The sequence below is a fragment of the Methylocystis sp. genome (assembly GCF_050251305.1).
GTDB lineage: Bacteria > Pseudomonadota > Alphaproteobacteria > Rhizobiales > Beijerinckiaceae > Methylocystis.
Genome location: NZ_JBFWNB010000001.1, coordinates 122697 through 143887, shown reverse-complemented (window position 1 = coordinate 143887; position 21191 = coordinate 122697). Strand labels below are relative to the sequence as shown.

At 65.3% G+C, this 21191-nt stretch carries 13 protein-coding genes; 2 read left to right on the top strand and 11 right to left on the bottom strand.

Annotated features, from left to right (window positions below):
• Positions 1 to 26: 26 nt before the first annotated feature.
• Positions 27 to 3485 carry an acyl-[ACP]--phospholipid O-acyltransferase gene (locus AB7F41_RS00800; RefSeq protein WP_428383403.1) on the bottom strand — a complete coding sequence of 1153 codons (3459 nt, stop codon included), beginning with the start codon at positions 3483 to 3485 and terminating at the stop codon, positions 27 to 29.
• 193 nt (positions 3486 to 3678) lie between these two features.
• On the opposite strand from AB7F41_RS00800, the gene AB7F41_RS00795 reads away from it, so the two are divergent.
• The gene (locus AB7F41_RS00795; protein WP_428383405.1) at positions 3679 to 4305 is read left to right on the top strand and encodes a TetR/AcrR family transcriptional regulator; all 627 of its coding nucleotides are present in this window, start codon (positions 3679 to 3681) and stop codon (positions 4303 to 4305) included.
• A 25-nt stretch (positions 4306 to 4330) separates the two neighbouring features.
• Positions 4331 to 5071 carry a sulfite exporter TauE/SafE family protein gene (locus AB7F41_RS00790; protein WP_428383406.1) on the top strand — a complete coding sequence of 247 codons (741 nt, stop codon included), beginning with the start codon at positions 4331 to 4333 and terminating at the stop codon, positions 5069 to 5071.
• Positions 5072 to 5088: 17 nt separating this feature from the next.
• Here AB7F41_RS00790 and AB7F41_RS00785 read toward each other — a convergent pair whose 3' ends face one another.
• The 10 genes from AB7F41_RS00785 to AB7F41_RS00740 form a co-directional block, all read right to left on the bottom strand.
• Positions 5089 to 5679, bottom strand: a complete 591-nt coding sequence (locus AB7F41_RS00785; protein ID WP_428383408.1) for a DsbE family thiol:disulfide interchange protein — start codon at positions 5677 to 5679, stop codon at positions 5089 to 5091.
• On the bottom strand, positions 5676 to 5834 hold the full coding sequence (ccmD, locus tag AB7F41_RS00780) for a heme exporter protein CcmD (protein WP_428383410.1): 159 nt from the start codon (positions 5832 to 5834) through the stop codon (positions 5676 to 5678). Before ccmD ends, AB7F41_RS00785 begins: the two co-directional genes overlap by 4 nt.
• A complete protein-coding gene (locus AB7F41_RS00775) occupies positions 5831 to 6595 on the bottom strand; it encodes a heme ABC transporter permease (RefSeq protein ID WP_428383412.1) in 765 nt (254 codons plus the stop codon). Before AB7F41_RS00775 ends, ccmD begins: the two co-directional genes overlap by 4 nt.
• Positions 6596 to 6644: 49 nt before the next feature.
• On the bottom strand, positions 6645 to 8009 hold the full coding sequence (locus AB7F41_RS00770; protein WP_428383414.1) for a S41 family peptidase: 1365 nt from the start codon (positions 8007 to 8009) through the stop codon (positions 6645 to 6647).
• Positions 8006 to 9358, bottom strand: a complete 1353-nt coding sequence (locus AB7F41_RS00765) for a murein hydrolase activator EnvC family protein (RefSeq protein WP_428383416.1) — start codon at positions 9356 to 9358, stop codon at positions 8006 to 8008. Before AB7F41_RS00765 ends, AB7F41_RS00770 begins: the two co-directional genes overlap by 4 nt.
• Entirely contained in the window at positions 9333 to 13550 is a 4218-nt protein-coding gene (gene glgX / locus AB7F41_RS00760) for a glycogen debranching protein GlgX (protein ID WP_428383418.1), read from the bottom strand. The genes AB7F41_RS00765 and glgX overlap by 26 nt, the downstream gene beginning before the upstream one ends.
• 11 nt (positions 13551 to 13561) lie before the next feature.
• Entirely contained in the window at positions 13562 to 15019 is a 1458-nt protein-coding gene (gene glgA / locus AB7F41_RS00755; RefSeq protein ID WP_428383419.1) for a glycogen synthase GlgA, read from the bottom strand.
• On the bottom strand, positions 15016 to 16278 hold the full coding sequence (gene glgC, locus AB7F41_RS00750; protein WP_428383421.1) for a glucose-1-phosphate adenylyltransferase: 1263 nt from the start codon (positions 16276 to 16278) through the stop codon (positions 15016 to 15018). The genes glgA and glgC overlap by 4 nt, the downstream gene beginning before the upstream one ends.
• A 32-nt stretch (positions 16279 to 16310) precedes the next feature.
• Positions 16311 to 18518: a 1,4-alpha-glucan branching protein GlgB gene (glgB, locus tag AB7F41_RS00745; RefSeq protein ID WP_428383423.1), complete on the bottom strand. Its 2208-nt coding sequence runs from the start codon at positions 18516 to 18518 to the stop codon at positions 16311 to 16313.
• 102 nt (positions 18519 to 18620) lie between these two features.
• Positions 18621 to 21074 carry a glycogen/starch/alpha-glucan phosphorylase gene (locus AB7F41_RS00740; RefSeq protein ID WP_428383425.1) on the bottom strand — a complete coding sequence of 818 codons (2454 nt, stop codon included), beginning with the start codon at positions 21072 to 21074 and terminating at the stop codon, positions 18621 to 18623.
• Positions 21075 to 21191: the final 117 nt, after the last annotated feature.

Genomic DNA, 21191 nt, shown 5'->3' with positions numbered 1-21191 from the left:
TCCGGGCGCTGACCGGATGCGCCGCGTCACGCCGACACTGCGGCGTCGCCGTCGATGCGTCCGTGCAGTCCATTGGGCAGCCGCGGACTGGGAAGGACATAGCGTCCACGCTCCCGCGCCATTCTGGTCGCGGCGGCGAAATCGATCTTGCCCGAACCAAGCAGCGGCACCTGTTCGACGAACATGATCTCCGCCGGGATCATGAGGTCGGAGGCGCCTTTTGATTTCGCATAGGTCAGGAAATCTGCGCGCGTGACGTCCTTCTGCTGGGTGAGGAGAACAATTCTCTCGCCCTTGCGCGGATCGATCTCGGTCGCCGCGGCGGACAGCGCGCTGGGCCAGAGTTCGCCCGCCAGCTGCTCGACCGCCGCGAGCGAAACCATCTCGCCGCCGATCTTGGCGAAGCGTTTCGCGCGGCCCTTGATCGTCACGAAGCCTTGCGCGTCGATCGTGACGATATCGCCCGTATCGTGCCAACCGTTCTCCGGCGGCTGCACCACGCCGGGCTTGTCGATCTTGAGATAGCCCATCATCACATTCGGACCGCGCACCAAGAGACGTCCGCCGTCCTCGACGCCCGGAACGGGCTCCAGCCGATGTTCGACGCCCGGCATCAGCCGCCCGACGGCGCCGAATTTGTTGAACATCGGCGTGTTGAGGGCGAGCACCGGCGACGTTTCCGTGACGCCGTAACCCTCGAGGATGCGAACGCCGAACTTCTCCATCCACAAATCGCGCGTCGCTTGCTTCACCGGCTCGGCCCCGGCGATGACATAGCGGATCGAACGAAAGTCATATGCGTGCGCCGCGCGGGCGTAGCCGGCGAGAAACGTGTCCGTCCCGAAAAGGATCGTGGCGTTTGAGCCGTAAACGAGCTCCGGCACGATGCGATAGTGCAGCGGCGAGGGATAGAGGTAGACGGGAACGCCGGAGATGAGCGGCAGCATGAAGCCGACCGTCAGCCCGAAGGAATGAAACATCGGCAGCACGTTGAAGACCTTGTCCGTGCGTCCGAAGTCGATGCGCGCGGCGGCCTGCGCCGCATTGGCGAGCATGTTTTTATGCGAAAGCGCCACGCCTTTTGGCGCGCCTTCCGAACCTGACGTGAAGAGGATCGCCGCGAGATCATCCGCCTTGCGCGCCACGACGGGTTTGCGGAACCGCCGAAAGGCGTCGAGCTTGTCAGAGAAGGAGATGCGCGCGCGCAGGTCTTCGAGATAGACGATGGCGACCTTCTCTTCGAGCGCGGCGAGAAGCTTTTCGAGCTTGGCTTTCTCGATGAAGCCGCGCGACGTCAGAATGGTTCTCGCCTGCGCCGCCTCGCAGCCCGCGAGAATATTCGCGGCGCCGGCGGTGAAATTGATCATCGCCGGCGTGCGGCCGGCCGAAATGGCCGCGAGAAATGCGACGCCTGCGCCATTGGCGTTCGGCAGCATGAGTCCGACCGCGTCGCCCGGCTCGCCGATCGGCGCGATCTGGCCGGCGAGCGCGCGGGTTCCGATCAGCAGCCTGCGATAGCTGAGCGCGCCGGCGATCGGATCTTCGAGCGCGACGCGCGAAAGCCCATGCGTCCGCGCCGCCGCGACGACCGCTTCGAACAGCGTGCGGTCGACGTTCGTTGCGCGGAACATGAGATCCGACATGATCTGATAGAGCGCGGCGCCGGCCGCCATCCGCCGCGCCTTGCCCTTCAAGGCGTCGTCGACGCAAAGACGGACCGGTTCGAGCACGGTGAGGGTGAGCTTCGGCAGCCAGTGCCGCCGGGCCTGTTCGCGCGAGAGACGCGAAAACATCGTCGCCTCGGCGCCGTCGATATGGACGGGCACGATCATCGCGCCGGATTTCTCCGCGATCAGCCCGGCGCCGTCGTAAACCTTCATCAAACTGCCGGTGACGGTGAGACGGCCTTCCGGAAAAATGACGAGCGGATCGCCGTCTCTGACCGCCGTGATGAGCGCGCGCGCGCCAAGCGGACTCGCCGGATCGAGCGGAATCGCGCGCGTGAATCGCAGAAACGGCTTCGCCCACCATTTCTTTGAGATCGCCCGGTCGATGGCGAAGACCGGCTCCTTCGGCATGACCGCGAGAATCGCCGCGGCGTCGAGAAAGCTCACATGATTGAGCGCGACGATCGGATTAGGCCCCGCCTTGTCGAAATTTTCGAGCCCTTTCACCTCGAGCCGGTAGAAGGCGCGGAAGTAGATGGAGAGCAGATCCTGCAACGGCGACGCGACGACCGCCGTGACGATCCAGAGCGAAGCGAGGAGCGAGACGACGGCCAAGCCGATCAGCAGCGCGGCGAAGGAGACGCCAAAGCTCTGCAGCCCGGCCACGCCGACGCCGCCGAGCGCCATGAAGGCGGCGTTCTGCACATTGACCGCGGCGACGGTGCGGGCGCGCTGTTGCGGCGCGCTTTGCGCCTGAATCGCGGCGAAGGACGGAACGATCATCAGGCCGCCGGCGAGGGCGAGCAGCGAAAGATCGATGGCCGCGCGCCAGGCGAGCGGCTGCGCGAAATAGGCCTGCGGCGACAGCGCGGTCGCTGCGTCGGGCGGCGGCGAAAGCAGCAGCGCAAGGCCGAGATCGGCCGCTCCGAAGGCGACGAGCGCGGCGCCGACGGCGGACGGGAGCAACACGATCTTGCCCTTGAGAAAGAAGGCGGCAAGACCCGAGCCCACGGCGATGCCGACCGCGAACAACGCCAGATGGATGCTTACGAGGATCTCGGCGCCATGCAGCGTCTGGGTGATGAGCGAGGGCGTCAATGACATCGCGATCGAGCCGAACAGCCAAAAGAGGCTCGTCACCACCGCAAGCCGCCGCAACTCCGGCTGGGCGCGAAGATCCCGCAGCAGCTTGAAGGTCGAGCGGAAGATATTCGCGTCGATCTTGAGATCCGGGTCGCCGCGCCGCGTCGGCGGGATCAGCCAGGCCGCGCCATAGGCCAGGACGGCGACGCCCATGACGCCCGCGGCGAGGATCGCCCCGTCGCCAATGTGAATCGCCGCCCCGCCGGCGACCGTGCCGGCAAGAATTGCAAAGAAGGTCGCGCTTTCGACAAGCGCATTGCCCGCCGGAAGCTCCTCGCGGGTCAGGTGATCCGGCAGGATGCCGTATTTGATTGGTCCGAACAGCGCGCCGGTCACGCCAAAGAGAATCAGCGCGCCAAACAGCGTCGGGACATTCGAGAAGAAAAAGCCCACCGCCGAGAGGCCGGCCACGCCGATGTCGGCGAGACTCAGCCAGCGCACGACCTTCGCCTTGTCGTATTTGTCGGCGAATTCGCCGCCGATGGCCGACAACAGAAAGAACGGGGCAATGAAGGCCGCGCCGGCGAGCGTGACGAGCGATGCGCCGCGCTCCGCCACATGCGCCAGAATCAGGAGCACCAGGGCGTTCTTCAAGAAGTTGTCATTGAAGGCCGCGAAGAACTGACGCCAAAACAACGGCGCGAACCGCCGCGAAGCGAGAAGCGAATGCGTCATGTTGGAACTTCCGGGAAGGGGCGCAGAGACTTTCGCCGATCACTGTTAAGGATCGGTCAAGTCACACGCGTTGCAATAGGCGTTGAAGGTCAGCCTTTCGCCATGAACTATGTTCATTATGGAGAGTGCAGCGCTTTGGCGCTGCCGTCAACTAAAAAATGAACAACGTTCATCGTGGACCGGGAGACGTTCCGTGAATGAGAACATGACTGAGACGGGCGCCGACCGCCGGACCCAATTGCGCGAGCGGCTGATCGAGGCTGCGCAGGAGATCATCGCCGCCCATGGCCTCGCCGCCCTCAAGGCGCGCGACCTTGCCGCTGCGGCCGGCTGCGCGCTCGGCGCCATCTATACCGCCTTCGGAGACCTCGACGAATTGATCCTGCGCGTCAACGCGCGCACCCTGGCGCGGCTCGAGGCGGCGATCGATTCGGCGCTGGGGGACGCCGCCGCCGAGCAGTCTCTCCAGGCCATGGCGCGGACCTATCTGACCTTCGCGCGAAAGGAAGAGCCGAGCTGGCGCGCGCTTTTCGAACATCGTCTGCCGCCGGGCGCGGCGCCGCCGCAATGGTATGTCGACGCGCGCAACCGCTTGTTTAATCGGCTGGACGGGCCGCTCTCGCGGCTGCTGCCCGGAACGAGCCACAGGGCGCGCGAGGCCTTCGCGCGGACGCTTTTCTCGGCCGTCCATGGCGTCGTGGCGCTCGGACTTGACGAAAAGATCGCCGAGACGCCGCCGAAAATGCTCGACGAGCAGCTGGAGAAGCTCGTGCGCGTCCTCGCGGATGGGCTGATGATGGAGTCGACCCGCTTGATTTGAATGTCGCGAGCTGACATAGGCGCGCATGGCCTTCATTCTGCTGTTTGCCGTGGCGATCTGGGCGGGCGCGCAGAATGCGCTCGCCGGCGGCGGCTCCTTCCTCACGCTGCCCACGCTGATGCTGACCGGCATGGACGCGCTTGCGGCCAATGTCACCTCATGCGTGGCGCTGTTTCCGGCGCAGGTCGCGACCGGCTGGACCGGCCGCAAACTTGCGCGGGGCGCCAACGGACTTTCGCTGCGCACGCTCTTCATCATCAGCATCATCGGCGGGGCCGTCGGCGCCGCGGTGCTGCTGGCCACGCCGCGCGGGCTCTTCGCGCGTCTCGTGCCGTGGCTGGTGCTCTTCGCGACCGGCGTCTTCGCCTGGGGAAGTTTCCTTCGCAGGCCGGGCGAAACGCCGACGCATCTCAGCGCGCCGGGCGCGGGGCTCGCGCAATTTCTGATCTCGATTTACGGCGGCTATTTCGGCGGCGGCATCGGCTTTCTCATGGTGGCCGCGCTCACCATGGCCGGGCAGGGCGTACGCGTCGCCAGCTCCACGAAAAACGTTCTGGCGGGCGTCATGAACGCCTCGGCCGTCGCCATCTTTCTGTTTTCGCCGGATCTGCACTGGCCGCAGGCTTTGGTGACGAGCGCCGGCGCGACGATCGGCGGGATTGCCGGCGCGCGCCTGATCCATCACATCGATGAAAAGCTCCTGCGCATTTTCATCGTCGTGATCGGCGCGGCGCTGACCGTGGGACTCTTCGTCAGAGCGCCTTGAGGCGCCCGCGTCGGCGTTCAGCGCGCCGCAGCGCCGCCGCCCGCCTTTTCGATCTCGGGAATGAGCGTCGTCGCGACCGCGGCGGGCGTCAGCGGGCCGACAAACTTATAGGCGATGGTTCCGTCGCCCTTGATCACGAAGGTTTCCGGCACGCCATAGACGCCGAAGTCGATCGCCGTGCGACCCGCCGGATCGACGCCGACGCGCGCGAAAGGATTGCCGCCGTCCTCCAGAAAGGCCAGCGCCTTGGCCGGTTCGTCCTTATAGGAAAGCCCGTAGAGCGCGACGCCTTTCGCCTTGAGCGCTTCGTCGCCGGCGATCGCCATCAGCACGGCGTGCTCCTGCCGGCATGGCCCGCACCAGCTGGCGAACACATTGACGAGGCTGACGTGACCCTTGCGCAAATCTTCGGCCGACAGTCCCGGAACGCCGGCGAGTCCTTCGAGCGCCGGCAGATCGAAGGCGGGCGCGGGCTTGCCGATCAGCGCCGAAGGTATGCGCGACGCGTCGCCGGAGAACAGCCGCACCAGAAAAACCAGCGCCAGCAGCGCGAAGAGGGCGAGCGGCAGAAAGCGCAGCGCCGAACGCGGCGCGACGGCGTCGCTCACGCGCCCTCTCCCTCGTCGCGCGCGCCTGCTGCGCCGAAGCGCGCCAGCGCCGAACGCAGGCGACGATAGTCGAGGACGATGCGCAAGGTCACGACGCCGATCGTGACGAAGGTGACGCCATAGGCGGCGACGATATAGAACCAATGGCTGCTCATTCGGCCGCCTCCATGCTTTCGTCGCCGGCGCATTCGCCGGCGCGGACCGCCTGCATCGACAGGCGCGCGAGGCGTCGCCGCAAAATCTCGTTGCGGATCGCCATCACATGCAGCGTCGAGAACAGCAGCGTCGCGGCCAGCGCCATGACGATCAGCGGCCAAAGCATCGATCCGGAGATCGCCGGCCCGTCAATACGGAAGACCGAGGCCGGCTGGTGCAAGGTGTTCCACCAGTCGACCGAATATTTGATGATCGGAATGTCGATCGCGCCCACGAGCGTCATGATCGCGGCGATGCGCGCGCCGCGCGGCGTGTCGTCCATCGTCTGCCGGACGGCGATGAGGCCGAGATAGAGCAGGAAAAGAACGAGCATCGAGGTGAGGCGGGCGTCCCACACCCAGAACGTTCCCCACATCGGCTTGCCCCAAAGCGAGCCGGTGACCAGGCAGATGAAGGTGAATGCGGCGCCGAGACTGGCGGCGGTCTTCTGCGCGGCGTCGGCCAGCGGATGGCGCCAGACCAGAACGCCGAGCGACGCAGAGGTCATCACGACATAGGCGAAGATCGCAAGCCACGCCGACGGCACATGGATGTACATGATCCGCACGGTCTCGCCCTGCTGATAATCGGGCGGCGCGGTGAAGGCGCCGTACAGCCCGATCGCGAGCAGCAGCAGGGTGGCGCCGGAAAGCCACGGCAACGCGCGTTCTGCAAAACGCAGAAAGCGCGTTGGATTCGCGTAAGTGGACAGAAAGCTCATCGACGGCCGGAAACTCCCGCCGACTGCCTAAGCCCCGAAGCCCGCGTCGTCAATTCGCGGCTTTGGCCGGCGGCTTGGTCGTGTCCTTGGCGACTTCCCTGGTCTGCTCGGCGAGGATTTGCGCCCGTGTTTTGCCGTGCAGAAGCTCGACCGCCGCGTTCAGCTGCTTGTCGTTCTTCTCGTCCGGCGGAACATAGGCCTGAGAGCCGGTCTTTTCGTCGTCGCCATTCTTGAGATGGCCCTTGAGCGACGCTTCGCCCTTGGTGTCGTCCTTGCCCTTAAGCTCGTCCGGCACGTCCTGCAGAATGACCATGTCCGGATCAATGCCCTTGGCCTGGATCGAGCGGCCGGACGGCGTGTAGTAGCGCGCCGTCGTCAGGCGCAGCGCGCCGGCGCTGCCGCCGAGCGGGATGATGGTCTGCACCGAGCCCTTGCCGAAGGACCGCGTGCCGATCAGCGTCGCGCGCTTATGATCCTGCAGCGCGCCGGCGACGATCTCGGACGCCGACGCCGAACCGCCGTTGATCAGCACGACGACCGGTTTGCCCTTCGACAAATCGCCCGAGCCGCGGGCGTTATAGCGCTGGGTTTCGTCGGCGTTGCGGCCGCGCGTCGACACGATCTCGCCCTTGTCGATGAACGAGTTGACGACCTGGATCGACTGATCCAGCAGTCCGCCCGGATTGTTGCGCAGATCGATGATATAGCCCTTGAACTTATCGGCAGGGATATCCTGCTGCGCCTTGGCCATGGCGTTGCGCAGGCCCTCCGCCGTCTCTTCGTTGAATTGCGAGATGCGGACATAGGCGATGTCGTCGCCCTGTTTGCGGGTGCGCACGGATTTGATGTGAATTTCGGCGCGGACCAGTTTGACCTCGATCTTGTCCTTGGACTTGCCGCGGAAGATCGTCAGCTTGACCGGCGTATTGATCGCGCCGCGCATCTTGTCGACGGCCTGATTGAGCGTCATGCCCTGCACGGTCTCGTCGTCGATGGCGCCGATGAGGTCGCCCGACAGAATGCCGGCGCGCGAGGCGGGGGTGTCGTCGATCGGCGCAACGACCTTCACCAGCCCGTCTTCCTGCGTGACCTCGATGCCGAGGCCGCCGAACTTGCCCTCGGTCTGCGTCCGCATGTCCTTGAACGCCTTGGCGTCGAGGTAGCTCGAATGCGGATCGAGCGAAGTCAGCATGCCGTTGATGGCGTTTTCGACGAGCTTCTGCTCGTCGGGCTTTTCGACATAGTCGGCGCGCACCTTGTCGAATACGTCGCCGAACAGGCTCAAATTCTTATAGGTGTCGGCGGAGGCGGCCAGTGCCGGAGCGCCGATCACGGCGCGCGCCTGCTGACCCAGCGTGGCGCATCCCGCTCCGATGGCGATTCCCGTAGCGATAAGAACTGTTTTGCGAATCATCCGCCGACCTTCCGACTGTCTGACTTCGCCCACCATGGGCCCGAGTCGATTGACGCTCCGTCTTTGCGGAACTCAACATAGAGAATGGGTTGTTTCGCGCCGATTGCGATGGTCGCCGCGGTTTGCGCGGCTCCGTCTCCCATGCTGGCTACTGGCTCACCTGCGAGAACGAATTGTCCTACATTTACATTGGTGCGACTCATGCCGGCCAGGACCACATAATACCCGCCGCCAGCATTAATGATCAAGAGTTGTCCATAACTTCGGTAAGGCCCTGAAAAAGCGATCCATCCGTCGCAGGGGGCGATGACGACGCCATTCTCGCGCGCCGCGATCGACAGTCCCTTTTCCTTGCCTCCAAACCCGTCAGGCGCGCCGAAACGACGAACGATCGGTCCCGAGACCGGGGCCGGCAGCCGGCCCTTGAGATCTGCGAAGGCGACCGCGGGCGCAAGCCGCGCCGGATCCTTGAACGGCGCGGACAGCGCCTTGAGCCGCTCCTGCTCGGAAAGCTTTGCCTGAGCCTTTGCCCGTTCTTCGTCTGCTTTGCGCGCAGCCTCGGCGGCGCGCCGCGCCGCCGCGCTTTCCGCCTCCATGCGCGCGATCAGATCCTTGAGGCTCGACGCGCGCTGCGCCAAAGACCGCGTGCGCTCGGCCTCGGCCTGCAAGGCGTCCTGCGTCGAGGACAGCGCTTCCTGACGCTCGGCGATCATCGGCCCAAGCCGCTCGCGCTGGGCCTTGAGGCTTGCCTGCTGCTCCGTCAGAAGCGTCTGTTCGCGCCGAACGCCGTCCCGGACCTGCTCCAGTTCCGAAAGGTCGTGCTGAAGCTGGAGCGCTTCGGCGCGCATCTGCGGCAAGACCGCGCCGAGCGCGAGCGAAGCGCGCACGGCCTTCAGAATCTCTTGCGGGCGCGTCATCAGCGCCGGCGGCGGCCTGCGGCCCATCCGCTGCAGGACGGTCAGGATCTCCATGATCAGTCCGCGGCGGCTTTCGAGCGAGGCGACGATCTTGCGCTCGTTCTCGGTCAGAACCGAAAGCCGCTCTTCGATCTCGGCGGCGCGCGCCTCGGTCTCCTGCAGCCGCTGCGTCGCTTCGATGAGCGCGCCGTTCAGCCTCAGGCGCGCGGCGGCGTGATCGATCAACTGTTCTTCAAGCCGGCGGGCGCGTTCCTTGGCGGCGTCGATCGTATCTTCGATGCCGCGCAATTCCTGTTGCTTCGAGGAAACGTCGCCGGCGTCCGGATCCTTTTGCGCGGCATGAGCGGAGAGCGCGACAGGAATCGCCAGAAGCGCCGCAGACAGAAGCCCGCGCTTCGTCGCCTCGCTACGCGCCTTGCCCGAAACGCTCATCTCCATCCGCGGCATCATTTTCGCCAAGAGGCCGATATGCCTCCGAAATAGAGTCCACATTGCGGCAGAGCCCGGCGAGGATGGCGCGCGCGCGCGGCGAACCGAAGAGCGCGTCGATCGCGACGGGCAGCCTGCGCCGCCAGTTCGCGCGCTCCCGATCCGTGCCGGGCAGATTGATCGCGGCGATTTCACCCGCGAGGTCGTCGAGCTGCGCCATCGCGAGCAGGGCGGGCGTGCGCGCGATGAAGGCGTGGAGCGCTTGCGCCAATGCGTCGTCGAAGGGGCGCGACGACGGACGCGCAGGGTCGATCAGCGCCTGCGCGCGGAGCGCTTCGAGCAGCGCGTCTTTCTCCGCCCGTCGCGCGGCGCAGGCGGCGTCGGCCGCCGCCGGGACGATCAGGCTCAAGGCCTCCTTCTCGGCGATATCCGCCGCCGCCCACCAGCCTTCGATCGTCGGCAGATCATGCGTCGAAACGCAAGCCATGGCGTTCCTGGGATAATGGGCCGGCGCGGCGAACGACTCGCCCGAACGCTCGAACCAAAGGACGCGGTAGCTCAGCGCGCCGGCGTCCGCGATGCGTTCGCGAAAGCCCCACGGCGCCGTGCCGAGATCTTCGCCGACGACGACGCATGCCGCGCGCAGGCTTTCGAGCGCGAGCTGGCCGACAAGCGTCTCGAAGGGAAAGCGGAGATAAGCGCCAGCGGCGGGTTTGTCGCCGTCTGGAATGACGAAGAGCCGCGCAAGGCCCATGACGTGGTCGATGCGCAACGCGCCGGCATGACGCATGTTCGCGCGAAGCAGCGCGGCGAACTCCGCGCCGCCATCTTTCTCGATCTTGATCGGATTGGGCGGCGGCAGGCCCCAGTTCTGGCCCTCCTGACTGAACGCGTCAGGCGGCGCGCCGATGGCGAAGCCGTCAATGAAGGTTCCAGCGCTGCGCCAACGCTCGGCGCCGTCGGGCGCTGCACCGATGGCGAGATCCCGGCAGACGCCCAGCGACAGGCCGGCGGCGCGCGCGTCCTGCGCGGCGCGCGCAAATTGCGCGTCGGCGAGCCATTGCAGAAACTGGTGGAAGCGGACGCGCGACTCATGTTCGCTCGCGAAGGCAAAGAGCGCCCCGTCGCGACCCTCGCGCAGCTCTTGCGGCCACATCCGCCAGCTTTGCCCGTTGCGCGCTTCGCTGATCGCCTCGAACAGGCAAAAGCGCGCGAGCGTCGCGCCGCCTTGCGCAACGAAGCGGGAGAACGACGCTGCGGGCGCCGCGTCGGGCTGGCGGCGCAAAAGATCAAGGAAGCCTTCGAAGGCGCGCTCGAGGGCGGCCATCTTCAGCCCGTGAACCGCCATGTAGTCGACCTCGGCGGCCGCGCGCAGCGCGCCTGCGGCCTGCGCGTCGAAAGCGGTCGGCGCGCCGAGCGCGTCCTGCATCTCGGCAATGTCGATGTAAAGCGGATCGAGGAAGCGCCGGTCGGAGGGGTAATATGGGCTGACGCGGGCGCGATCCTGCGCAAACAAGGCGTGCAGCGGATTGATCGCGACAAGCGCCGCGCCGGCCTTCGCGCCGACGCGCGCGAGTTCGGCGAGCGACGAAAAATCGCCGATTCCTTGATCGCCGGCGCGGCGCAGAGAATAAAGCTGCGCCGAGAGGCCGAACTGGCGGCGCGCGCCGTCCGGCAGAAAGCAGTTCGCCGGCGCGACAGCGAGCGCGCAGACTTCGCCGCTGTCGAGCGACAATCGGTGGCGACCGGCGGGAAGCGGCGGCAGCCGCGCCTCGACGCCGTCGCAGCGCCGGCCGTCCAATCCCCGCCATGTGATCGACGCGGCGTTTTCCGCGCGCAGCGGAATGCGCGACTGGCTTCCGTCTTCGCGCGTGACGACGATCCAGCGCGGACGGCGCGCGTCGCCTGCGGCGAGACGAAGCGTGAAAGGCGCGTCTTCCCTCGTCGAAAAATGCGCGGGCAAGACCTGTCGATCGCGAAAATCGGAAAGCCGCGCGAGACTGTCGCGCGCGACGTCGAGCGCGCCAGCCGGAAAGCCGAGCTGCGCGAGCAGCGCGCAGATCGTTTCGCGAGGCGTGTCGTGCAGCGCGCCGTCGACGTCTCGCCATTGTCTTTCGATCCCCGCCGCCTCGGCGAGACGCGACAGAATTTCTTCCGACGCCGGCGCGGCAGAGCGACGCGATGCGCTTTTCTCCTCGACGAGAAGCGCGACGGACCGCGCCGTTACGGAGAGGCTCGCGTCAACGCATTCGCTCGCGTTCGCCTTCGTTGAAGTGAACGCCAATCGCCAGCCGTGACTGTCGCGCGCAGGCGGCGGCCGCACGATGATTTCGTCGGCGCCGCGATGCAGAACGATGATGACGCGATCGCCTTCGGCGTAAAGCGCCGCGATCAGCGTCTGCGCGTCGCCGTTGCGCCAGTCGTCTTCGCGCATCGGCGCGCCGTCGGGACGCAGCCATTCGACATCGGCGATCAGCGTCGCGTCATGTGGGACGCCTTCGAGAAAGCGATCTTGCCGCAAGGCGTGATGTCGCTTGCGCAGCGCGACGAGCTTCGCCGTCGTCTCGATCAGTTGGTCGTCCGCGCCGGTCCAATCAATCCAGGAGATGGCGTTGTCCTGCGCATAGGCGTTATTGTTGCCGGACTGCGTCATGCCAAGCTCCGCGCCCATGGCGAGCATCGGCGTTCCTCGAGAGAAAAGCAGCGTCGCGAGCAGATTGCGGACGTCCTGCGCGCGCGCCGCATTGATCGCGACGTCTTTGCTCGCGCCCTCGACGCCATTGTTCCAGGAGAGATTGTGGTCGGCGCCGTCGCGGTTCTCCTCTCCATTCGCCTCATTATGCTTATGCGCGTAAGAGACGAGATCGCGCAGCGTGAAGCCGTCATGCGCGACGACGAAATTGACGCTGCGCGACGGACGTCTGCGCGAGAACAAATCCTGCGAGCCGGAAAAACGCGTCGCGAGTTCGGCGACTCCGCCGCAGTCTCCGCGCCAGAAGCGTCGCGCGCTGTCCCGATAGCGATCATTCCATTCAGCGAAGGGTTCGGGAAACGCGCCGAGCCGATAGCCGCCGGGGCCGACGTCCCAGGGTTCGGCGATGAGCTTCAGATCTCGCGTGATCGGATCCTGAAGCAGCGCCGAAAGCAGCGGCGCATGGGGATCGAATCCTGACGGACCGCGCGCAAGCGTCGTCGCCAGATCGAAGCGAAAGCCGTCGACGCCGGCGTAGAGCGTCCAGGCGCGCAGCGCATCCATGACGAGCCGCACGACATGCGAATGTCCGCAGTCGAGGACATTGCCGCAGCCGGAGTCATTGACGTAATGCGCGCGGTCGTCGGCCAGCCGGTAATAGCTGGCGTTGTCGAGTCCGCGGAAGGAGATTGTCGGACCGAATTCGTCGCTTTCGCCCGTATGGTTGAACACGACGTCGAGAATGACTTCGAGCCCGGCGTCGTGAAGCGCCGCGACGGCTTCGCGAACTTCGCGCCAGCCGCCCGGCGCAAGACGCGGGTCCGGCGCCATCATGGCGATCGGATTGTAGCCCCAATAGTTGGAGAGCCCGAGCGGCGGCAGATGACGCTCGTCGATCCATGCGGCGCAGGGCAGAAGCTCGAGCGTCGTCACGCCGAGCCGCTTCAAATGCGCGATCGCGGCCTCATGCCCCAGAGCGGCGAAGGTTCCGCGCATCTCTTGCGGGATACCCGGATGAATCGCGGTGAAGCCCTTGACGTGAAGCTCGTAGATGATCGTATCGCGCCAGCGATGCTTCGGACGCGGCGCATGCGCATGGATCGGTTTCGTGACGATCGCTTTCGGCGCATGCGCGGCGCTGTCGGACTGCGCTGTGTCGCCAAAGCCGAAAAGCGCGGGATGGAGCGCGAAGGGGCGGTCGAGCGCCAGCGCATAAGGATCGACGAGAAGTTTCGCCGGATTGAAACGATGGCCAATGTCCGGCGCATCAGCGCCATGCGCGCGAAAGCCGTAGCGTTGGCCCTCTCTCAGACCCTCGAAATAGCCATGAAAAACGTCGCCGCTGCGCGCCGGCAATTTTATGCGCGCGATCTCGACGTCGGCGTCATCGAACAGACACAGCTCGATCGCCTCGGCGTGCGCGGAAAAGACCGCGACATTCGCGCCGCTCTCGTCCGGCGTAACGCCAAGCGGCTCCGGCGCGCCATCGGTGACGCGGCTCATGCCTCCCGCGGTCAAGCAACGTTCGCGGCGACCGCGTCCCGAAAGAGCGCGGCGTAACGGCGCGCCGGATGGCGCCAGGAGACGTCCGTTCTCATGCCGCAGAGCTGAATCTGGCGCCATGCGTCGGCGTCGCCGAACAGCCGCTCGGCTTCGCGCAGCGCCATGGCGAGCGCGTCCGCCGTCGTCGGCGAAAATTGCAGGCCGGTGGCGACGCCGGCCTGCAGCGCCATTTCATTGGCGTCGACGATCGTGTCCTTCAATCCGCCGACGCGCGAGACGATCGGCACGGCGCCATAGCGCAACGCGTAGAGCTGCGTCAGCCCGCAGGGTTCGAAACGCGACGGGACCAGAAAAGCGTCGACGCCCGCCTGGATCATATGCGCGAGCGCCTCGCTATAGCCGATATGCGCGCCGACGCGCGCCGGATACGCCGCTTCAGCGCCGGCAAATCCCTCCTCCAGAATCTTGTCTCCGGCGACGAGCAGCGCGAGTTGCGCGCGCCCGCGCATCAGCTGCGGCAAGATTTCGAGCAGCAGGTCGAGGCCCTTCTGCCAGGACAGGCGGCTGACGACGCCGACGAGAAAGGCGTCCGGATCGACCCGCAGTCGCAGACGTTTCTGCAACGCCGCCTTATTGTCGGCGCGCGCCGGCAGGCTCCAATGGTCATAGCGCGTTTCGATATGGCCGTCGGTCGCGGGATCCCAGACCTCCTCGTCGACGCCGTTCAATATGCCGCTGACGCAATCCGCGCGGGCGCGCAACAGTCCGTCAAGGCCCATGCCGAATTCCGGCGTCTCGATCTCGCGCGCATAGCTCGGCGACACCGTCGTGATGCGGTCGGCAAATTGCAGGCCGGCTTTCAGGAAGCCGATCGCGCCGTAATATTCGACGCCGTCGATGGCGAACGCGCGCGGCGGCAGACGCAGCGGCGCGAGCAGCTCCTTGGGGAACTGGCCCTGGAACGCGATGTTGTGGATGCTGACGATCGTCGCGGGCCGCGGGTGATCGGCATAATGCATATAGGCCGGCGCGAGCGCCGCTTGCCAGTCATGCGCATGCACGACGTCGGGCGTAAATCCGTCGAGCGCGCCGAGCCCGATCTGCGCGCCCGCCCAGGCGAGCGCGGCGAAGCGAAAGGCGTTGTCGGGATAATCGACGGCGTCCGGTCCGGCATAGAGTCCGCCTTCGCGCGCAAAAAGATGCGGCGCGATCAGCGCGTAGATCGTCATTCCGTGATGGCGCGCCGCGTGAACCCAGGCGGGGCCGCCGAAGAGATCGTCGAATTCGAGAACCGAGTCGCCGGCGCGCAGCGCGGCGAGAACCTCGGGATAGCCCGGGATCAGCGTGCGTAGTTCGACGTCTTCGGCGGCAAGCGCATGCGGCAGCGCGCCGACGACGTCGGCCAGTCCGCCAGTCTTGACGAAGGGCGCCATCTCCGAAGCGATGGCGAGCGCGCGCAATGGCCTCATGCGCCAAGCCTGTCGATCATCGGCTGGGTGATAAGACAGACGCCGGCCTCGGTGCGTCGGAAGCGCGCCGCGTCGAACTCGGGATCCTCCCCGACGACAAGGCCCTGCGGGATCTGCACGCCGCGATCGACGACGACATTCGTGAGCCGCGCCGAGCGGCCGACGTCGACATAGGGCATGACGACGGCGTTCTCGACGGTGGCGTAGGAATTCACGCGCACGCCGGTGAAGAGCAGGGTTCGGCGCAGAGTCGCGCCAGAAACGATGCAGCCTCCGGAGACGAGCGAGGACAGCGCCTGACCGCGCCGTCCGACCTGATCGTGCACGAATTTCGCCGGCGGCGTGATTTCGGCGTATGTCCAGATCGGCCAGTTGCGATCATACAGATCGAGCTGCGGCGTGAAATCGGTGAGATCGATGTTGGCGGCCCAGTAGGCGTCGACCGTGCCGACGTCGCGCCAATAGGCGTTCTGTTCGCTCGCCGCGCGCACGCAGGAGCGCTCGAAATGATGCGCGACCGCTTTCCCGTGCGAGACGATGTAGGGAATGACGTCCTTGCCGAAATCATGTCTCGACTGTGTGTCGGCGGCGTCGCGACGCAATTCCTCATAAAGAAACTTCGCCTCGAACACATAGATGCCCATGCTGACCAGCGCACGGTCGGGATGGCCCGGCAGCGCTGGCGGATCAATCGGCTTTTCGATGAAGGAAATGATCCGGTCGTTTTCGTCGACATGCATGACGCCGAAACCCGAGGCCTCGACGCGCGGCACTTCGAGGCAGCCGATGGTCACATCGGCGCCGGAGTCCACGTGCTGTTGCAGCATGAGCTCATAATCCATCTTGTAGATGTGATCGCCTGCGAGCAGCACGATAAATCTGGGATCGTAGCTCTCCACGATGTCGAGGTTCTGATAGACGGCGTCCGCCGTGCCCAGATACCAGTGATCCTCGGAGACGCGCTGGCTCGCCGGCAGAATGTCGAAGCTTTCATTGCGTTCGGTGCGAAGGAAGCTCCAGCCGCGCTGCAGATGGCGGATCAGGCTGTGCGCCTTGTATTGCGTCGCGACGCAAATGCGCCGGATGCCGGAGTTGATCGCATTCGACAGGGCGAAGTCGATGATCCGCGACTTGCCGCCGAAATAAACTGCGGGCTTCGCGCGCCGGTCGGTCAGCTCCATCAGTCGCGCGCCGCGTCCGCCGGCGAGCACATAGGCCATGGCGTGGCGCGCGAGCGGCGGATTGTCAGACACGGACATGGCCACTCCTATCGACGTCGACGATTCGAAGTTTATTGTAGAGCATCGCTTTCGAACGCGAAGAAGAGAGTCGAAAGCGGCGGCAGAAGAATTTCCGCGCTGGCCGGAAAGTCGCGGAACGCCTCGCCGCGTGCGTGAATCGCCCCGAGATTGCCGAGTCCGGAGCCGCCGTAGACCGCGGCGTCGGAATTGATCAGTTCACGCCATCGTCCGGCGCGCGGCAGGCCGAGCTTGTAGGCGTTACGCGTCACCGGCGTGAAATTCGACACGACGACGATCGCGCGCGACCGATCGGCGCCGAAACGCGCGAAAGCGAACACCGAGCTCTCCGAATCGTCCACCACGATCCACTGAAAGCCCTCGGCTTCGCAATCACGCGCATAGAGCGCCTCGTGATCGCGATAGACGCGGTTGAGATCGCGAATGAAGCTCTGAAGCCCATGATGCGGCGGAAATGCGAGCAGCCACCAGTCGAGGCTTGACGCATAATTCCATTCATTCGTCTGTCCGAATTCCTGGCCCATGAACAGAAGCTTCTTGCCGGGATGCCCCCACATGAATCCGTAATAGGCGCGCGCGGCCGCGAAGCGACGCCATTCGTCGCCGGCAATTTTGCCGACGACCGATCCCTTGCCGTGCACGACCTCGTCATGAGAGATCGGGAGCACGAAATTCTCGGTGAAGGCGTAGAGCAGACCGAAGGTCAGCTCATTGTGGCGCCATTTGCGATGGACCGGATCGGACGAGAGATAGCGCAGCGTATCGTTCATCCACCCCATGTTCCATTTGAAGCCGAACCCAAGGCCGTCCGCATATGTGGGGCGCGTCACGCCCGCCCAGGCGGTCGATTCTTCGGCGATGGTCACGACGCCGGGATAAAGCGCGTAGACGAGTTCGTTGAACCTTTGAAGAAAGGCGACGGCGTCGCGATTGTCGTTGGAGCCGTCGGGATTTGGCGCCCATTCTCCGGGCTCGCGCGAATAATCCAGATAGAGCATGGAGGCGACGGCGTCGACGCGCAGTCCGTCGATATGGTAGCGGTCAAGCCAATAGAGCGCGCTGGCGATCAGAAAATTCGCCACTTCGCGGCGGCCGTAATCATAGATCGCCGTGTTCCAGTCGGGATGAAAGCCGCGCTTCGGGTCTGGATGCTCATAGAGCGGTCCGCCGTCGAATTGCGCGAGGCCGTGTTCGTCGGTCGGAAAATGCGCGGGCACCCAATCGAGAATGACGCTTAAGCCGGCCTGATGGGCGCGGTCGATGAAGCGCCGGAAGCCATAAGAATCGCCGTGTCGGCGCGTCGGCGCGAACAGTCCGATCGGCTGATAGCCCCAGGAGGCGTCGAGCGGATGCTCGTTGATCGGCATCAGCTCGATATGCGTGAAGCCGAGGTCCGCGACATAGGGCACAAGCTGATCGGCAAGCTCGTCATAGGTGAGAAAGCGTCCGTCCTCCGCGCGCCGCCACGACGGCAGATGAACTTCGTAGACCGACATGGGCGAACGCCGCGGGTCATGTTTGACCCGTTCGCGCATATGCGTTTCGTCGCCCCAGCGATAGGCCGAAGCCGCTGCGACGACGGACGCGGTCGACGGGCGCAGCTCAGCTTCGAAGCCGAGCGGGTCGGCCTTGAGCGGCAGGAGCGCGCCATGGCGCCCGATGATCTCATATTTGTAGTTTGCGCCCGCGCCGACGCCGGGGATGAAGATTTCCCAGACGCCGCTGTCGATCCGCTTGCGCATCTGCGCGCGGCGTCCGTCCCATTGATTGAAGTCGCCGACGACGGAGACGCGCCGGGCGTTCGGCGCCCAGACGGCGAAATGCGTTCCTTCGACGCCCTCATGCGTCAGGAGATGCGCGCCGAGCTTTTCGTAAAGCTTCTGATGCGCGCCCTCGACGAGGAGATAATCGTCGGTCGCGCCGAGCACGGGCGAAAAGGCGTAAGGGTCGGCGAATTCCCATTGCGCGGCGTCATTCGCGGCGCGCAGGCGATAGGGCGCGCGGGCCTTGAGCGAAGTCAGCCCTTCGAAAAACCCCTCCGCGCGAATGCGATCGAGCGTCGCGACCAAGCGGCCGTCGGGCGCGATCGCCTCGACTGTCGTCGCGCCCGGAACGAACGCGCGTATGACATAGCCCGTGGGCGTTTCATGCAGGCCGAGCGCTGCGAAAGGATCGCCATGGCGCGCGGCGATGATGGCCTCGATGTCGTCTTCGGATGCGCGCCAGCCGGCTTTCGTCACGCGATCGTCCCTGAAGCCTCATTCATGATTGCGCGCGCCAGGCGACGAAGCAAATCCGGACGCTTGGAAAACTTCCGAAAAGCTCCGCTTGGGCGCCTGCCCTCACACGGCGACATGCCAGATTTCCTGCGCATATTCACGGATCGTGCGGTCGGAAGAAAACCATCCCACCCGCGCCGTGTTGAGAATGCTCGACCGCCGCCACGCCTTCTGGTCGCGCCAACGCGCATCGACACGACGCTGCGCCTCCCAATAGGCGTCGAAATCCTTGGCGACGAGGAAATGGTCGTAATAGGTCAGCGTATCGACGAGCTGCGCGTAACGATGCGGATCGTCGGGCGAGAACGCGCCGGTAGCGATCGCTCGCAGCGCGTCGGCGAGACGCGGACTGGCGGCGATCGTCTCGCGCGCGTCGATGCCCCGAGAGCGGCTCGCCTCAACCTCCTGCGCCGTAAGCCCGAAAATGAAGATGTTGTCGTCGCCGACGCGCTCGCGGATTTCGACATTGGCGCCGTCGAGCGTGCCGATCGTCAGCGCGCCGTTCAGCGCGAATTTCATATTGCCGGTGCCGGACGCCTCCATGCCGGCGGTCGAAATCTGCTCGGAGAGATCGGCCGCGGGGATGATCGTTTCGGCGAGGCTCACATTGTAGTTCGGCAGGAACACGACCTTCAACAGGCCGCGCGCGGCCGGGTCTTCATTCACGACTTTCGCGACGTCGTTGGCGAGCTTGATGATGAGCTTCGCCTGGTGATAGCTCGCCGCCGCCTTGCCGGCGAAGATCTTGACCCGCGGCGTAAATTCGCGCGCCGGCTGCGCGACGATGTCCCGATAGAGCGCGACGGCTTCCAGAACGTTCAGAAGCTGGCGCTTATATTCATGGATGCGCTTGATCTGCGTGTCGAAGAGCGCGGCGGGGTCGACTCTGACGCCCACGCGTTCGAAGATCGTCGCCGCGAGGCGCGCCTTATTGTCTCGCTTGGCCGCCGCAAATCGATTCTGGAACGCGGCGTCGTCGGCGAATTTCTCGAGTTCGATCAATTGCTCCGGGTGATCGAACACGCCTGCGCCGATCGTTTCGGCGAGCAATCGCGACAGCGGCGGATTGGCCTCGAGCAGCCAGCGGCGAAAGGTGACGCCATTCGTCTTGTTGACGATGCGGTCGGGATAGAGCCGATGGAAATCCTTGAACACCGTCTCCTTGACCAGCGCGCTATGCAAGGCCGACACGCCGTTCACCTTGTGCGACCCGAGAAAGGCCAGATTCCCCATGCGGACATGCCGGCCGTTGTGCTCGTCGATGAGCGACACTGACGAGAGCGTCGCCGGGTCGCTCGCGCCTTTGGCGCGCAAGCAGTCGAGATGCATGGCGTTGATGAGATAGATGATCTGCATGTGGCGCGGCAGCAGCCGCTCCATCAGCTGCACCGGCCAGGTCTCAAGCGCTTCCGGCAGGAGCGTGTGATTGGTGTAGGAGAACGTCGCCTGGGTGATGCGCCAGGCCTCCTCCCACGCAACGCCGTAGACGTCGACGAGCAAGCGCATCAACTCGGCGACGCCGATCGCCGGATGCGTGTCGTTGAGCTGGATCGCCACCTTCTCGGCGAGCCTGTGGATGTCGCCGGTCTGCCGCATGTGACGGCGGATCAAATCCTGCAGCGAGGCCGAGGCGAAGAAATATTCCTGCCGCAGCCGCAGCTCCTGTCCTGCGGGCGTCGAGTCGCTCGGATAGAGAACTTTGGAGATCGCTTCGGCGCGCGCCTGCTCCGATTGCGCGCCGACATGGTCGCCCTGGTTGAAGGCGTCGAGGCGCAACGCGTCCGGCGCTCGCGCCGACCAGAGCCGCAGCGTATTGACATGTTTGCCGCGCCAGCCGACGACGGGCGTGTCATAGGCGACGGCGACGATGGTTTCGGCCGGCCGCCACACATGCGCCAGCATGCCGTCGGCGAGGCGTGAACTTTCGACCTGGCCGAAAAAGCCGACGTCATAGGTGATTTCCGGCCGCGGAAATTGCCAGGCGTTGCCGAAGGAGAGCCAGTCTTCGGGATATTCGTGCTGCCAGCCGTCCCGTATCGTCTGCCGAAACAGGCCGTGGTCGTAGCGAATGCCATATCCCATGGCGGCGATTTCCAGCGTCGCCATGCTGTCCATGAAACAGGCCGCGAGACGCCCGAGGCCGCCATTGCCGAGCGCAGCGTCCGGCTCCACCGCGCGCAGCATGTCGAGATCGACGCCAAGCTCCGCGAGCGCCTCGCGCATCGCGTCGGTCAGGCCGAGATTGGTCAGCGCGTCGACGAGCAGACGGCCAATGAGAAATTCGAGCGAGAGATAATAAACGCGCCGCCGGTCCTCCTGATAATTGCGCTTCGTCGACGCGAGCCAGGCGGGAACGAGTCGGTCGCGCGTCGCGAGCGCGGTGGCGACGAACCAGTCGCGCGGACTCGCGTCGGCGTTGTCCTTGCCGATCGTATAGGTCAGGCGCCGCTGCACGTCGTCGCGCAGCGCGGCGACGAGCGCCTTGTGAGCGACGCCAGGCGGGTTGAATGCGTTCAAGGCGATCCTCTCGCGATGGACCGGTGGGGGTCGCAGACGTGTCTCAGGGAGGCTGTTTTAAGGAGAAATTGCCCTCGACGCTATGGCGCGCCGGCGCCCGAAGTTGAGGCGCCGCCG

Coding starts and splice junctions, on each gene's coding strand:
- AB7F41_RS00800 (WP_428383403.1), bottom strand. CDS start 3,485: ATGACGCATTCGCTTCTCGCTTCGCGGCGGTTCGCGCCGTTGTTTTGG.
- AB7F41_RS00770 (WP_428383414.1), bottom strand. CDS start 8,009: ATGATTCGCAAAACAGTTCTTATCGCTACGGGAATCGCCATCGGAGCG.
- AB7F41_RS00775 (WP_428383412.1), bottom strand. CDS start 6,595: ATGAGCTTTCTGTCCACTTACGCGAATCCAACGCGCTTTCTGCGTTTT.
- AB7F41_RS00790 (WP_428383406.1), top strand. CDS start 4,331: ATGGCCTTCATTCTGCTGTTTGCCGTGGCGATCTGGGCGGGCGCGCAG.
- AB7F41_RS00765 (WP_428383416.1), bottom strand. CDS start 9,358: ATGAGCGTTTCGGGCAAGGCGCGTAGCGAGGCGACGAAGCGCGGGCTT.
- ccmD (WP_428383410.1), bottom strand. CDS start 5,834: ATGAGCAGCCATTGGTTCTATATCGTCGCCGCCTATGGCGTCACCTTC.
- glgX (WP_428383418.1), bottom strand. CDS start 13,550: ATGAGCCGCGTCACCGATGGCGCGCCGGAGCCGCTTGGCGTTACGCCG.
- glgC (WP_428383421.1), bottom strand. CDS start 16,278: ATGTCCGTGTCTGACAATCCGCCGCTCGCGCGCCACGCCATGGCCTAT.
- glgA (WP_428383419.1), bottom strand. CDS start 15,019: ATGAGGCCATTGCGCGCGCTCGCCATCGCTTCGGAGATGGCGCCCTTC.